Annotated in this window: 18 protein-coding genes; all 18 read left to right on the top strand. The window is 34.4% G+C overall.

The window, feature by feature from the left end; genetic code table 11:
* The 18 genes from EYR00_RS02205 (at position 1) to EYR00_RS02290 (ending at position 15,609) form a co-directional block, all read left to right on the top strand.
* The gene (locus EYR00_RS02205; protein WP_003539109.1) at positions 1 to 249 is read left to right on the top strand and encodes a hypothetical protein; all 249 of its coding nucleotides are present in this window, start codon (positions 1 to 3) and stop codon (positions 247 to 249) included.
* Positions 249 to 578 carry a phage head-tail connector protein gene (locus EYR00_RS02210; protein WP_003539107.1) on the top strand — a complete coding sequence of 110 codons (330 nt, stop codon included), beginning with the start codon at positions 249 to 251 and terminating at the stop codon, positions 576 to 578. Before EYR00_RS02205 ends, EYR00_RS02210 begins: the two co-directional genes overlap by 1 nt.
* Positions 544 to 855: a hypothetical protein gene (locus tag EYR00_RS02215; protein ID WP_009299472.1), complete on the top strand. Its 312-nt coding sequence runs from the start codon at positions 544 to 546 to the stop codon at positions 853 to 855. Before EYR00_RS02210 ends, EYR00_RS02215 begins: the two co-directional genes overlap by 35 nt.
* Positions 852 to 1,385: an HK97-gp10 family putative phage morphogenesis protein gene (locus EYR00_RS02220; RefSeq protein ID WP_003539088.1), complete on the top strand. Its 534-nt coding sequence runs from the start codon at positions 852 to 854 to the stop codon at positions 1,383 to 1,385. Before EYR00_RS02215 ends, EYR00_RS02220 begins: the two co-directional genes overlap by 4 nt.
* Positions 1,382 to 1,741 carry a hypothetical protein gene (locus tag EYR00_RS02225; protein ID WP_003539087.1) on the top strand — a complete coding sequence of 120 codons (360 nt, stop codon included), beginning with the start codon at positions 1,382 to 1,384 and terminating at the stop codon, positions 1,739 to 1,741. Before EYR00_RS02220 ends, EYR00_RS02225 begins: the two co-directional genes overlap by 4 nt.
* An 18-nt stretch (positions 1,742 to 1,759) precedes the next feature.
* On the top strand, positions 1,760 to 2,182 hold the full coding sequence (locus tag EYR00_RS02230; protein ID WP_003539086.1) for a phage tail tube protein: 423 nt from the start codon (positions 1,760 to 1,762) through the stop codon (positions 2,180 to 2,182).
* A 10-nt stretch (positions 2,183 to 2,192) separates the two neighbouring features.
* The gene (locus EYR00_RS02235; RefSeq protein WP_008792293.1) at positions 2,193 to 2,567 is read left to right on the top strand and encodes a DUF6096 family protein; all 375 of its coding nucleotides are present in this window, start codon (positions 2,193 to 2,195) and stop codon (positions 2,565 to 2,567) included.
* A gap of 131 nt (positions 2,568 to 2,698) precedes the next feature.
* Entirely contained in the window at positions 2,699 to 2,950 is a 252-nt protein-coding gene (locus EYR00_RS02240; protein ID WP_003539084.1) for a hypothetical protein, read from the top strand.
* Positions 2,951 to 3,030: 80 nt separating this feature from the next.
* Positions 3,031 to 5,712 (top strand): phage tail protein, encoded by a 2,682-nt coding sequence (locus EYR00_RS02245; protein ID WP_003539083.1) that lies wholly within the window; start codon positions 3,031 to 3,033, stop codon positions 5,710 to 5,712.
* Positions 5,713 to 5,725: 13 nt separating this feature from the next.
* On the top strand, positions 5,726 to 6,091 hold the full coding sequence (locus EYR00_RS02250; protein WP_008792291.1) for a DUF6711 family protein: 366 nt from the start codon (positions 5,726 to 5,728) through the stop codon (positions 6,089 to 6,091).
* A gap of 2 nt (positions 6,092 to 6,093) precedes the next feature.
* Positions 6,094 to 9,981, top strand: a complete 3,888-nt coding sequence (locus EYR00_RS02255) for a collagen-like domain-containing protein (RefSeq protein ID WP_003539081.1) — start codon at positions 6,094 to 6,096, stop codon at positions 9,979 to 9,981.
* 11 nt (positions 9,982 to 9,992) lie between these two features.
* Positions 9,993 to 11,729 (top strand): DUF859 family phage minor structural protein, encoded by a 1,737-nt coding sequence (locus EYR00_RS02260; RefSeq protein ID WP_003539080.1) that lies wholly within the window; start codon positions 9,993 to 9,995, stop codon positions 11,727 to 11,729.
* Between the two features lie 23 nt (positions 11,730 to 11,752).
* Positions 11,753 to 11,995: a DUF3850 domain-containing protein gene (locus EYR00_RS02265; protein ID WP_008792285.1), complete on the top strand. Its 243-nt coding sequence runs from the start codon at positions 11,753 to 11,755 to the stop codon at positions 11,993 to 11,995.
* Between the two features lie 16 nt (positions 11,996 to 12,011).
* Entirely contained in the window at positions 12,012 to 12,485 is a 474-nt protein-coding gene (locus EYR00_RS02270) for a phage holin family protein (RefSeq protein ID WP_003539078.1), read from the top strand.
* A 1-nt stretch (position 12,486) separates the two neighbouring features.
* Entirely contained in the window at positions 12,487 to 12,744 is a 258-nt protein-coding gene (locus tag EYR00_RS02275; RefSeq protein WP_003539077.1) for a crAss001_48 related protein, read from the top strand.
* Position 12,745: 1 nt separating this feature from the next.
* Complete coding sequence (locus EYR00_RS02280) at positions 12,746 to 13,492, top strand: C40 family peptidase (RefSeq protein WP_003539074.1); 747 nt, start codon at positions 12,746 to 12,748, stop codon at positions 13,490 to 13,492.
* A 936-nt stretch (positions 13,493 to 14,428) separates the two neighbouring features.
* Positions 14,429 to 14,899: a Panacea domain-containing protein gene (locus EYR00_RS02285; protein WP_147349878.1), complete on the top strand. Its 471-nt coding sequence runs from the start codon at positions 14,429 to 14,431 to the stop codon at positions 14,897 to 14,899.
* Complete coding sequence (locus EYR00_RS02290) at positions 14,896 to 15,609, top strand: hypothetical protein (RefSeq protein ID WP_003539070.1); 714 nt, start codon at positions 14,896 to 14,898, stop codon at positions 15,607 to 15,609. The genes EYR00_RS02285 and EYR00_RS02290 overlap by 4 nt, the downstream gene beginning before the upstream one ends.
* Positions 15,610 to 15,648 lie beyond the last annotated feature (39 nt).

Below are 15,648 nucleotides of genomic sequence, written 5' to 3' on the forward strand. Positions count from 1 at the left end.
ATGCGTGTTTTAAAAGAAAATGTAGAACTCATTATCGATGAAAAAGAATTTTCTAGGTTTGCAAAGCTTGGCTACAAAAGAATTGATGTATCAGAACAGTCTAATCAAGATACGGACAAAAAAGTTCCTTTATCTAAAATGAAGCTGGAGGATTTAAAGAAAACTGCTGAAGAACTTGGTTTGGATAGTGACGGGCTGAATTGTGATGAACTTCGTAAAATCATTAAGGATGCTCAAGGTAATCAGTAATGACTATCGAAGAAGAGTTTAAGAAAGTAACAGGAGAAACTGACGATATATCGGTTTCTCTTTTTCTTGATAAAGCTGAGGAAACTGTTCTTGAAAAAACTAATCGCCCGTCATTGGTGAAAGAACTTGAACATTTCAAGTTTGATCTTGCAGTTGCGAGATATGAACGAGATGGTGAATCCGGGGAGTCAAGTCATAGCGAGGGCGGAGTAAACCGCAGCTATCGCAGTGAAGATGAGATACTTTCGGGTATCGATAAATATAGACTTAGTGCTGTTGCTAGGAGGCGATTAAATGCTAAGAAGAAAGATGAAGAAATTCAAACTTAGAAAATATATCGTAAAAAAAGATACTGAACGTAATACAGCTTTAGAATATCTTGATCCTGTTGAAGGTGAAGCGGTAATCTGGCCAGCTGGTGGAAAAGTACAAGCGGAACTTTATGGGCTAAGACTAGCCTATATGCTTAACATGAATTATTATGGTGATTTAAATATAAGTGAAAATGATGCCATATGTATAAATATTGATGAGCCGGAATATAAGGTGGTTTCAATTAAGAGCTATCCCAAATTTAAATTCATTGAGTTGGAAAAATTAAGATGACATTTCAAAATGCGGATAAACTCATAAAAAAGCTTAATTTAATGTCTAATGAAGTTCAGGGTGAAATCTTAAAGAAATCAGTAAAGCGAGGTGGTCTACTTGTACAAAAGCAGGCACGTCTTTTGGTTAATTCTAAGAGCGGTAATTTAGGTAGGTCAATCAAGGAAAGAACAGAACAGAGGCCTAGTGGAGCAAGCAGTACTGTTTACACTAATCTTGATTATGGCATTTACTATGAGCTTGGAACAGGTCCCAATGGTCAGGAAAAACATGCGGGTATTTCTCCAAATGTTAATCCTAAATATTCACAAACTGGATGGATGATACCTGCTGATGCTATGAGTGTTGATGATGCTGAGTATTATGGCTTGGGTGTTGTAGAAAGTGGTGGTGAAGTTATCGGATACCGTACTAATGGTATGCCGGCACGGCCGTATCTCTATCCAGCGCTGCATGATCAGAAAAAAGATATTACTAAAGAGATGAATAGATATATTGGAAAGGAAATAGTCAAGGTGATGAAAAAATGATCAATATTAAAGATAAGATAGTTGAGCAGCTTGAAAAAGTTGTTGATAATCTGAGCGATACGTATCCTCAGGATTTCACAAATTTTCCAGCAGTCAGCTACTGCGAGGAAGAGAACTGTGTTTATGAAGTTACCGATGAAGGTGAAGCTTCATCACTAATTCGCATTAGGATTGATATCTGGAGCAATAAGAGTACTTCATCGACTGCAGTTGATATTGATAAGGTTATTGCTGAATTTGGTTTTAAACGTATTTCATGTTCAGATATTGGCGAGCCTTCGGGCATGAAGCATAAACTTATGAGATATGAAGCAATTGTAGATACAAATAAAATTTTTGCGTATCATAAAAATTAATGAAAGAGAGGTATTTATATGTTAGCAAATGGAGCAACTTTAGAGTATAAGAAAAAATCTGCTACTGAAAGTACTTATACAAAATTAAAAGGATTAAAAGAAATTCCTGAAATGGGTGTTGATCCTGAAAAAGTAGAGAATACAGATCTTGATGATACCGTTAAACAGTATGAAATGGGTATCGGTGATGCAGGTGATATCACCTATAAATTTAAATATGAAAATACATCAACAGACAGTCCATATCGTTTGATGAGAGCTTTGGAGGAGAGTGGGGAGATCGCTACTTTTAAAGAAACATTAAAGGATGGAACTACAACTGAATTTGATGGTCAGGTTTCTGTTAAAAGAACTGGTGGTGGAGTTAATGGTGTTATTGAGTTTAACTTAAACATTGCACTTCAAAGTAAATTGACAATCACTGACCCAGAAATTGCATAAGGAGGCAGCTATGGAAGAAAATAAAAGAATCCCATGGGCTACGTGGGAAGTCGATGGAGTTGAGTATAAATTAAAACTCACAACAAGTGTAATTACTAAACTTGAAGAACAGTTTAAGACTAATCTTGTTAACGTCCTGGATAATGGTGTTCCAGCGTTAAAGATTATGCTTACAATTACACATGGTGCTATGCAAAAATTTCACCACGGTATCAAATATAAGGATGTAGAAGAAATGTTTGAAAAATATGTGGATGAGGGAGGATCACAAACTGCATTCATGACAGATGTGTTTTTCCCGATTTATCAAGCGTCGGGTTTTTTCTCTGGTTCAATGGCAGAAATGATGAGCGAGAAATTGGACGAAGCCAAAGAACAACTGTAACTAATATATCAGACTTAATAAATGGGATTTACCCAAATGCAGTTGACTGCGGGATAGATCCTTTTTATTTTTGGGAACTAAGTTTAGATGAAATCAAGGATATTATTGATTCTTTTAATCGAAAAGAGATAATGAAACAAAAACAACGGGCTATAGATAACTCTATTCTGGCTGACCAAATCATCAGAGGAATTGGATTATTATTTTCTCAAAAAGAAGACAATGTTGAAATTAAGCAAATATGGGATTACTATCCTGACTTATTTAAGGAAGAAAAGAAAAAAGCAGAGGAGCAAAAAGAAATAAACGAATTAGAGGAATTTAAAGAAAAAAGAAAAAGGTTCGCTTATAACCATAATAAACAGATTGGGGCTGATGACTAAGGACAGTAGAAGAATTAAAAGTAATAATCAACGCTGAAACAAAGCAGTTTAGAGATGAACTTGCAAAAGTTCAAACTCAAATGAAGTCAGCTACCCAGAATGTTACTGCGCAGACATCTAAAATCAAATCAGCTATATCAGGTATAAAATCAGCACTTGTAGGATTAGCGGTTGGAACTGGACTGTTAAAACTTGGTAAAGAGGCTTTACAGGTTGCAAGTGATCTTACTGAAGTGCAGAACGTTGTAGATGTAGCGTTTGGCTCCATGGCGTGGAAAGCTGAAAAGTTTTCTAAATCAGCACTTGAAGCATTTGGGATGAGCGAGTTAAGCGCCAAGAAAACATCGGGCACTTACATGACTATGGCTAAAAGTGCCGGTATAAATGAAAACGCAGCCAGTGATATGGCGGTCACTTTGGCAGGTTTAACAGGTGATGTCGCATCATTTTATAACATATCTCAAGATCTTGCTGATGTGCGTTTAAAATCTGTTTTTACAGGTGAGACAGAAACTTTAAAAGAGCTAGGTGTTGTAATGACTCAAACAAATCTCCAGGCTTATGCATTGTCACAAGGTATTAATAAAAATATAAGTGATATGAATCAGGCAGAGCAAACAACTTTAAGATATAACTTTGTTTTGGATAGATTAGCCTTTGTTCAAGGCGATTTCGCAAGAACAAGCAGCAGCTGGGCTAATCAAATTCGTATCCTTCAGGAACGATTTAAACAGCTTTTGGGGATTATCGGAAACGGCTTGATTGCCGCATTAACGCCTGTAGTACAGTTTTTGAATATGATTATTGGAAAACTGATTACATTTGCGAATGTTGTAAGTGCAGTTTTTGGTAGGTTATTTGGCAAGAAGTCGGCAGGACAGCAGGCATCGAATGGTTTTACTTCTGCTAGTAACGCTGCAAAAACAGCAACAGCTTCTACAGGTGGACTAAATAATGCATTAAAGGGTACAGAAGGTCAAGCCAAGAAAACGGCTAAGGCGTTAGGTTCATTGGCCGGGTTTGATGAATTAAATACAATCAGTGCGAGTGATTCTAGTTCTGGTAGTGGTGGCTCTGGCGCTGGTACCGGAGGTGGCGGATATGCCATTGATCCAATCGACTGGGGCAGTGCGTTTGAGGAGCCGGATACGAGCGGTATTGAGGCTACTGTTGATAAGGTGATGGTCTATGTCAATAGGCTTAAAGAGTTTCTCAAGACCAATGCTCCTGTCATTACAAGTCTGTTATCTGGAGTTTTAGCGGGCTTTGTTGCTTTTGAGGTGATCAAAAATTGGGCCGCATTAACGGGCCCAATAAAAAATTTATTTACTAATATAGGTGCATTATTTGCTTTATTCAAGGATGTTGGGGTAATTGAAACATTGAGTGTTATGCTTACCGGATTAAATACTCCAATGCTTGCAATTGTAGGTGTTATTACAGCTGTAACCGCAGCACTTGTTTATTTATATCAGACTAGTGAGTCTTTTAGAAATCTTGTGAATGATGCGGTAGGTGCTTTATTAGGAATACTTCAGAATTTTTATACAAGCTGCCTTTTACCAATTTTTGATACGCTGGTAATGCTTTTTAATACAGTGCTGCTCCCATTGGGGAATTTATTAACAGATGTATTTTTAACAGTAGTAGAAGCTATAGCAAGCATTGCTTTAGCATTTTGGACTAACATTCTTGCCCCGATTGCGGATTTTCTTGTCAGTGTTTTAGGAATAGCAATACAAGCTGTGTGCGATATTCTTCAGGGATGGATGCCGGCTATTAATACTGTTATTGAAACTTTATCAAAGTTATGGAATACAATGCTAAAACCTATTGTCGAATTTATAAAGACAGCGTTTATTACGATATTTGAAATTGCTGGCTCTGTTATTAAAACCGTTGCCGATATTATTCTTGGTGCATTTCAAGTGGTAGCTGATTTCTTTGTTGGAATCTTTACACTAAATATGAGTGATACATGGGAGAAGGTTTGTAAGATATTTAGCAATGCATGGGATAGTATCTGTGAAACATTTGCGCCTTTAGGTGAATGGTTTGGGCAGCAGTGGGAAAATGTTAAAACTGCATTTTCTGATGTTGCGGAATGGTTTGGAACTATATTCGATCATGCATGGGACAATATATGCGGTGCTTTCAGCAGAACTGGGGAGTTTTTCAAAGGCGTATGGAACAATATTACTGATGCATTTGGAAATATTGTGGACTGGTTCAAGGGCAAATTCAGCGATGCATGGACAGCAGTTAAAAATGTATTTAGTACAGGAGGTGCTGTATTCGATGGTATCAAAGACGGTATTCTAAATGGCTTAAAGGCTGTTGTAAATGCAATTATTAAAGGAATCAATAAAGTAATTAAAATTCCATTCGATGGTATAAACAGTGCATTAAAATCAATAAAAAAAGTAAGTATTTTAGGACTTAAACCTTTTGACTGGATTAGCACGATAAGCGTACCACAAATTCCTTTGCTAGCCGAAGGAACAGTGGTAAACAAACCAACTTTAGGTATTTTTGGTGAGGCAGGTACTGAGGCTGTAATTCCATTGAAACGTAATACCCAGGGACTTGATCTGATTGCTGAAAAATTAGCAGATAGATTATCTTTTGATGGGGATAGTGGAAATGGAGCAACTTATGTCATTAATTTTGTTTTGGAAAATGGGAAGGTACTGACCAAGATGGTAATTGATAATATTAAAGAATATGAGGTACAAACTGGTAAACCAGTGTTTGATTATTAAGAGGAGGGAGTATATGGCAAATGAAGCATTGATTAAAGTGAATGGTGTAGCTTTGTCTACACCTTCTGATATTAAAGTTGAAATTCAGGATTTGGACGGTGAAAGTGTTAGACCAGTGGCTACAGGTGTTCTAAGAAGAAATAGAATTAGATCAAATATGTTAAAAGTCACATTGACATGGAACATAACACCAACAATCGACATCATGAATATTCTCAATGCGGTAACTCCTGCTGAGTTTGACGCAGAACTATTTATTCCAACTCATGGAATCCGTGCCACTAGAAAAATGTATGCGGGAAACAAAAGTTATAATTACATTAGGACGAAAGAGGGACTTAAAGCTAAGTCCTTTTCTTTTGCATTGATTGAGGTGTAGTCATGCTAATTAAATACGGAAACTTAGATGTGACAAGTCGACTGCTTGACTATAAGATTTCAAGTTCTTTTGCGGAGGGTTATCTTATTGGTAATGTTCCAACAATCCAGCTGAATCTTAAGTTTGATAACTATGATGGAATTCTCGATAATCTTGATACTGAAGTGTATTGGGAAATTCAAGAAACTAATGCTTCAGATAAAAGATATTTTAAGATATATGATCAACCCGAAAAGTATACTAAATCGTTGAGCCTAAAACTGTATGACAATAACTATTCTCTAGATATTGCGTATGATACAAAACTTACATATCCAGTACAAATAAAAGACCAGTTGGATGAAATAGAAAGTCTAACTGGTTTTTCTATAATCAGAACTAACATTCCTGATTATGTATTGAATAAAGAAGTTGCGTGGTATGACAATACAATTGTTATAAGAAGTTATCTAGGCTGGATAGCTGAACTTTGCGGGGCTAACGTGTTTGCAAAGGAAATTAATTCGCTTGAATTTGTAAAAGTTACAAAGGATGTATTTGCAAACACAGATACCTTAACAAATTATGAAAAGAATGAAGTTTATAAAGTGACTCGTATATATGCAGAGAATGGATTGAATCCACTTGAAGCAGGTAATGAAACAGGAAATACGATGTTTCTTAATGCAAATAATCTTTATCTCGATGAACAATTGATTGTAGATTCTCTATACGAACAGTTCGATGGTTTAACATTCTATTCAGTAAAATCTGTAAAGATGATTTCTATTGATAATTTATTACCAGGTAAATTGATTAATTATAATGATGAATTCAATTTTATGGTAATTGATTTATCAAATACATTTAAGGGTGGAAATTTTCTATTATCTGATATAGATGGAACCGTAACTACCAAAAATGAAGAACGTGTTATCAAGAGAATAAACAATACAACACGCATACGAAAGCTGCAGATAACGCAAGATCAGGAATCACTTAAACTGGATGTCATCGCAAAAGAGCAAGAAGGGCTTAATGAAAAAGTCGGGCAGCTTACAATTACTAATGAAGAAATTAACACTAAGATAGAAGAAATCAATACTAAGATAGAGGATATTGATACTTCTTTATATAGAGCTTTTATGATATCAGATGCAACTGTTTTAAATGAACAAAATAAATCAATTGTCCTGTCTTGTCAAGTTGTTAACGGGACTACTGATATTACACCTGACCAGACTGATATACAGTTTCAATGGTATAAAAATGAAGAAAAATTTAAAACTGGCAAATCAGTGACATTGACAGGCAATGATATTGATGTAAGTGCTAATTTTAAGTGTATAGTTTCTATAAGCGGAATTGAATTAGATACAGGAAGTGTAACTATAACTGATAATAATGACATTGCTAATTTAGGCAACAGTTTTCTTGATGTTACCGGTTCACAGTTAGTACAGATTTTAAATACTGACGGAACTTATAGCCCTAACTGGGAAATTAACAACATTACGATTACTCCAGCAGTTTTAGATGGATTATTAAATGTGGATTTAAGTAATTGTGATATTGTCTTTAAAAAGATAATCAACAGTTCAGAAACTGGACTTACGAATGGCGAGAATGTTAGCAATGGAATATTGAATGTAAGTAAAAATATTATGACCAAGGCTAATCCGGCGGTTACATATGTCTGTTATGTATCGTATAAAAACACAAGTATTAAACTGTTTACGTCATTTAGTTTAAATGTACTGGGTAAGGACGGTGCTGACGGTAGTGATGGAAAAGATGGAGCAGTGGGACCGCAAGGTCCAACTGGGGATGATGGTGTTAGTGTGATTAGTATCACACCTTACTTTGCAGTTAATGCCAGCAGTACGACACCACCTGACAGCGGATGGATAACTGCTCAACCGGTTAGAGCAAATGGGCAGTATCTATGGCGCAAAGATACGACAAAATTTAGTAATAATACTACCTCAACAACAATTCCATTCGTCATTACCGGAGATAAAGGCGATACTGGTCCACAAGGGCTTCAGGGACTTCAGGGTCCACAAGGTAATCAGGGAATTCAAGGACCGGCTGGACCTAAAGGAAATGATGGTTCTAGTGGAAAGACTTCGTATTTTCACATTAAATATAGCAGTGTTGCCAGTCCGACAAGCTCTAGTCAAATGACGGAAACTCCGTCGGTTTATATTGGTACTTATGTTGATTACACTGAAACCGACAGTACAGATCCAACAAAATATACATGGGCGAGATTTCAGGGAATTCAGGGAGCTCAGGGGACACAAGGAATACCGGGAACTAATGGTGTAGATGGCAAGACTTCTTATCTCCATATAAAATATTCTAATGATGGCGGGAAGTCGTTTACTGCAAACAGTGGAGAGACAGCAGGTGATTATATTGGACAGTGTGTAGACTTTAATTCTAATGATCCTACAAATGTTGACAGTTATACATGGTCTAAAATCAAAGGTGAACAAGGACCTCAGGGAATTAAGGGGGTTGCTGGAGCGGATGGAGTAAGTTCTTATTTCTATATAAGATACTCTCAAAACGCTAATGGTAACCCGATGACTGACAGTGCTGAGAATGCTGTTTATATTGGTACATGCTCAACAACATCAAATACAGCTCCGAGCTCATATGTTTCATATAAATGGAGCAAGATCAAAGGAGATACTGGAAGCAAAGGAGAACAAGGAATTCAGGGACCGAAGGGAAGCGATGGACAAACTTCGTATCTACATATTAAGTACAGTGATGACGGAAAAACTTTTACCTCAAATAATGGAGAAACACCAGGTAAATATATTGGAACATATGTGGATTTTTCTGAAGCTGACAGTGCAGTTTTTAATAAATACTCATGGGTTAAAATAGAAGGACCACAGGGCGTACAGGGACCTAAAGGAGTAGATGGGAAGCAGTATTATACATGGCTTAAATATGCGGATACACCTACAAGTGGTATGAGTGACAGCCCAACTGGAAAAGCATATATTGGTTTAGCGTATAATAAGACCACTGCAACAGAAAGCAGTAATTATTCAGATTATACATGGTCTTTAATCAAAGGTGAGAAAGGTGATACTGGAATTCAGGGACCAAAGGGTACAGATGGTAAAACAACCTATACATGGGTTAAGTATGCAACAAGTGCCAGTGGTGCTAATATGTCTGATGATCCATCGGGTAAAACATACATAGGTTTAGCTTACAACAAGACAACCCTTACGGAATCAACTTCAGCCAGTGATTATACATGGAGTTTGATTAAAGGTGATAAGGGTGACAAAGGTGACGATGGTACGGTTCATAGTGCTACTGCACCTAGTGATAAAACTAAGTTATGGTTTGATACAACTGATAATCTTCTAAAATACTGGAACGGTACTACATGGGAAGTGACTAATGATTTTGCTGGTGATATCAATGATATGAAGCAGAATATTACCACTGAATATACTTCTGCGATCAACCAGCTTAAAGAATCGCTGACTACACTGGTTGAAAAACTACAGACTTCTACTACTGACAATTCAACTTTGATAGAGCAGTTATCCAGTCAGATAGTCCAAAATGCAAGTTCAATTTCATTGATTACAAACAGTATAAGCAGTATTAATGATAATCTAACTGGTATGGCCACAAAAGAGGAAATCTCACAGTGGGCTAGATTTCAGGATGGTGTATTAGAACTAGGTGCAAGCAATAGTCCCTTTGCTGTTAAATTATCTAATACGGAATTAGGATTCTATCAAAATGGAAGCAGAATAGCATATCTGTCAAACCAACAGCTTAACATTGAATATGCCATTGTAATGACGAAATTAAATATCGGAACATTCAGCTGGAATTATGATGCTACTGATGGTCTGACATTAACTTAGGAGGTGTGTGAATGGCAACTTTTGGAACAAGTAATAAATATATAAACTACAGTGTTAACAGTCAGGAGCTGAGCTATGACATAAATTCAAACACCTCTGTTGTACGAGTTTGGATAGATGTATGGCGAACAAACACAGGTTATACTACAAATGGAACAGGTACAGTATATGCTCGTATAAACGGCGGAGTATACAGTACTGGTATAAGTACTGGACAGAAAATTACATCAACACCGATTCGTTTGGGTACATGGGATGTTACTATTAGTCATGATGCTGACGGTTCAAAAGCTATAAGCGTTACTGGTTGGATAAGTCACAGTCAGTTCAGTTCAAGCGAGCAGGGTTATACACATACATTAACTACAATTCCAAGAGTGTCAGGAGTACGATGTGATGGTGGAACTTTTGGGAGTGCGTTAACTATTTATTTTGATAGAAAATCAGATAATTTTACTCACCATCTTTATTATAGTCTAAATGGTGGTCCTGAAACTGGTATAGGTGCTGACTACAGCACATCAGCTACGTGGACACCACCACTAAGTTTGTTAAATAGTGTAACAGGTGCGGACAGTACAGCAATAATGTTTCGAGCATATACCTTTAATGGTGGAACGAACATAGGAAGCAGTACTTGTACTTGTACTGTTAAAATACCGACGAATATTGTTCCGACTTTTACAAGTATTACTGCAACACCGGTAAATCCATTTGGTTCACTCTATCTGCAAGGAAAATCCAGCATTAAATTAACAATTAACGGGGCATCAGGAGTATATGGAAGTACTATTAAAACTTACAGTATTAGTGGTAGAGATTACAGTTATAGTGGTGATAAAAATACATATACCACCGGTGTGGTTGATAAAAGCGGTGATATAACATTCACCGCAACGATTACTGATAGTCGAGGAAGAACAGCAAGTAAAACGGTTAAAGTCACGGTTACTGCGTATACACTGCCTACATTAACTTTTGAAACATACAGATGCGACAGTTCGGGAACTAAAGATATAATCAAGGGTACTTACATTTATGTTAAGCCTACATTTACTTATTGTGTTATAACTGGGAATGCAATAAAAACTAAAAGTATAAAAATCAACAATACAAGTAAATCAACTGCGTTTAACAGTGGACAAGGATATGTATTTAGTGGTTATGCGTTAAATACTACCCATGAAGTAGAAGTTTCCATTACTGATAATGTTGGAAATACAGTAACTGTAATTCACGATATAGATATTGGTAAAGTTATACTTAATATTCCCCCTCACAAAAACGGTGTCGGCTGGGGACGCTATTGCGATAAAGAAGGTGAATTTCAAATTGAGTATGACTTGAACATATTTGGAAAAATATTAAAAAATGGTGAAGAATTACCAGTATTTACGAAAAATGGAAATTATTCAGTCCCTCCAGCCCCTATTGAGAAAAAGGACATTTATTTTAAATATAGTACAGAAGAACAGTTTACGGGCGAATACTGGATAGATGGCAAAAAGATATATCAAAAATCTTACAATTTAGGTACTATTAATGCTTTTAAAAAAATAGAAAATATTGCAAATTTTGATAGAAATATAAGATATGAATTTTCAATGCGAGCGAACGATAAAATAAGTGGTATGAATGGAAATTCAAGTACTGATTTATTTGTCACTACGGGTGGAGATGTTTACATCAATACCAACGGTAATACTAGATACGATGTAGTATTGACATTATGGTACACGAAAAATTAAAGATGAAAGGACGGCATGAAATTATGATTAAAACACATGAATTAGACGTTACGGCAAGTAAATTTAGTGAACTTTTGGAATCAAATTACAAAATTATAAAACAAAATGATTACGAGCAGAATGATTATATTTTATTTAGAGAAATCGAAACTGTCGAAGAAGAAGTTAGTTATACTTCGAAATCACAGTTAACGCAGATTAAACAGATTATTAATGATGAAGGTATCAAGGAAGGCTATGTATTAGCTGTACTTAATAAAATTTAAACTGAAGGTGAGGAAAATGAAAAAAATGAATGTTTTAAATAATATGAATTACATGGACACATACAATGCGATTACTGGAGCGGTAGTCGCTTTTTTAAGCTTTATTTTTGGAGAACACTGGATTTTATTTGCTTTGTTCTTATTATTTAATGTTATTGATTGGATTACTGGCTGTATGAAATCGAAATTGGCCAATAAAACCAATTCGCAAAAAGGATGGCTAGGTGTCTTAAAGAAATTAGGCTATTGGATTATGATTCTTGTGGCTTTTGCTGCATCTGTTTTATTTATAGAGATTGGCACTACACTAGGAATTGATCTTGGCATTACAACATTAATCGGATGGTTTGTATTAGGGTCATTAGCTGTTAATGAGATTAGATCAATCATAGAAAATCTTGTAGAAGCAGGTTATAACGTACCATCCATTTTAACAAGAGGTTTAGAAGTGGCGGATAAATTAATTAATAAAGAAAGTGGGGATAATTAACATGGAATTAAATGAAACTATCGAAATGATGAATAGTAACGGTTATAAAGAGAGATTTAGAGGTGAGTATTTTCAAGCAAAAATCCGTTATGATAAATTAGATGCAATGACTGTTAAATATGAAGCTGGAACTTTAAACTTTAGACCTAGTTGTTCTTTAGAACTTTTAAAAGAGCAAAAAGGGTATATGGGTAATTATATTAGATGCTTAAAAATTCGTGCAGAAATCGAAGGAATTGATTTAAAGGAGGATAAATAATATGGCAGTATTAACAGCATCACAATTAGTGGATAAAGTAAAAGCAGTAGCAAATACAGCTACTGCTTATAAATTAGGAACTTTCGGAAATAAAACATCTGGTGGTAAAAGACAGTGGGATTGCTCTGGTTTGTTAAAAGGAATCTTATGGGGCTATCCTGATAATGGTAAATATTTAAAGAATGGTGTATTGGATCAGAATGCTGATACTATTATTAGTAAGTGTAGCGGAGTGTCTACGGATTTTAGCAATATTGTTTCAGGTGAAATCGTCTGGATGAAAGGTCATATGGGTATTTATATTGGTAATGGCAAAGTAGTTGAAGCTACTCCTAAATGGGATAATGGTGTTCAAGTTTCAACTTGTGCTAATGTTTCAAATGGATCTAAATCTAGAAAATGGACTAAACATGGCAAAAGTCCCTATATTGATTATGGCACTACTGTATCAACCCCTGCACCAGAACCTTCTCAACCTGTCGATGACTGGTTAAATAGATTAAATGCAGAAATTGCTAGACAAGGATTCTCCAGTTATCCAACTGTAAAAAAAGGTGCGAAGGGTGGTATTACTAGATTAATTCAAGAACGATTAAACAGTGTGGGATTTAATTTGGTTGTTGATGGGGACTTTGGCAAAAAGACTAAAGAAGCTATTATCGTGTTTCAAAGAAATCGTGGTCTTGTTCAAGATGGTGTAGTAGGATCTAATACATGGGACTGGTTATTAAAAGGAACTAAAATGTAAAGATTATGGAAAAGGTATACTTAAAAATAAATGCTGAAGATATTCAGGGGAACTGTTTAAACACAAGGATAGAGTATACCCTTTTGTATATGGGGCTATCTCATAGTATTATTAATAATGGGTATCGCGATATACACGTAAACAATAAATATATAAAATTCAAGCCTAGGTCACACACATTGATCTAGGCTTTTTTGTATAAAGAAAAACACAGTGACATGGGAATGAACACTGTGTTTTTAGCATAATTTTGGAATACGTACTATGCTTAATAAAAGTATATAATAATAAGTAATTATTTTCAATAAACTTTATATAAAAAGAGCACAAGCCCAAAACGGGAGAGGTGAACTTGTACTCTTTGTATACTTTCGAATATTGTTAATGGGAGAGGAACAATATTCTATTGTACAAAAATAATATTTGTACGCAATCTATTCTACTACATTATACAAAATATGCAAATGTATTAAACTTTTAAATAAAAGAGCACAAGGCTCTAGTGAGGAGATATCTCTTTTGTGCTCTTGGTTGGGTATGGCTAAGGGGAAAGGAGGACCATACCCTATTATACAACTATTGGAATTATAGTGGGGATCAATAATTGTACAATATCAATTATAGTTATTTGTCATTTTTTATCAACTTGTATACTCGATATTAATCATAATTTCTACTCATAGTGTTATAAGCAACGATTACCAGAATTTTTGCATCAATAAAAGAAATATAAAGTTTAAGCCTAGGTCTAATTGATCTAGGTTTTTTTTTCATTTTTTTGGATAAAATAGAAGTATTAAAAAAATATTACATATATATATATTAATAGTTGAAAATAAAAATAAGGGATGAAAATTGGTGTTTAAAGGAATCATATTACTTATTTTTGTAACATTTATTGCAATTTTAATCAAAAAATGTTACAAATGTGGTATCATGAAAGTGGATAAAGATGTAATAAGAAAAGGGGAGTGTGAAATGAAATCAAAATATGATGCTTTAGAATTATCAAAAAAAGTAATTTCACTTGCAGAAGAAAATGGTTTATATATTAGTAATTTACAATTACAAAAAGTGATGTATTATATACAAGGAAATTTCATGAAAGAATTTAATAAAAAGGCATTTTTAGATAATATTGAATGTTGGGAATATGGGCCTGTGATAAAAAAAATATGGAGCACTTTTAATGTCTATGGAAGAAGCCCAATTAGAGGAATAAACTCACAACTAAATATTACAGAAGACGAAAAATGTTTAATTATATCTATATTAAAGGATAAATTAAGCATGAATGTTTGGAGATTAGTGGATGAGACTCACGATGAATTGCCATGGAAAAATGCAAATCATAGCGGTAGTTCTATACTTTCAGATGCAGATATGGTGGAGTATTTTTGTAAATGAAAAAGCCTGAAAATTTTATTGATTTTTGCGAGTCTTTAGCTTTACCTTATTCTCAGGCTAAACAATATTTTAATGATGTTATTATAAAAATAGATATTTATAATGATTCAGCTTATTTTTATGATTATTTTGGAAATTTAGAATCAAAAAAACAGGATACTGTCTATAATAATTTAGTTCGCCTTTATGATGTAACTAAAGAAAGTTGTGAAGCATCAATGAAGACGTTTAAACAGCAGACAGATTCATTATATGGTCAAAAAAGGGAAATAATTAGCAGATTAAATAAAAATGATGATTTTAATGAACTGGATTCATTTATGGAAAAAATAACAAAAATAATGAATGATTATAATGCCGAATATAACAAATCTTATAAGTTATCTATTTTAAATCAGCTATTAAATACAGCTGATAATTATAGAAGAAAAAAAGAATCTGTAGATTTACTAACATGTGAGGAAAAATGCAAAAATTCGAAATCTAATCAAGATACACTTGATTCAAAATTGAAAACTATTAAAATAATAATACCAATTTTTTCATCTATGTTATCTATATTTTTCTGTTTGGGTATTTTATATATTTATTTAAAAATGGGTAAGACGATGTTTATGCAATTATTTGAAGATTATATAATTGTAGTATTTATTTTTCCAATGATTTCATCACTAGTTTACCATATTTATAACAAATACAAAAATATATAGTTAGTAGAGTCAAAAATATGAAGACAAGTATAATAAAGA

Source organism: Thomasclavelia ramosa DSM 1402 (assembly GCF_014131695.1).
Lineage (GTDB): Bacteria > Bacillota_I > Bacilli_A > Erysipelotrichales > Coprobacillaceae > Thomasclavelia > Thomasclavelia ramosa.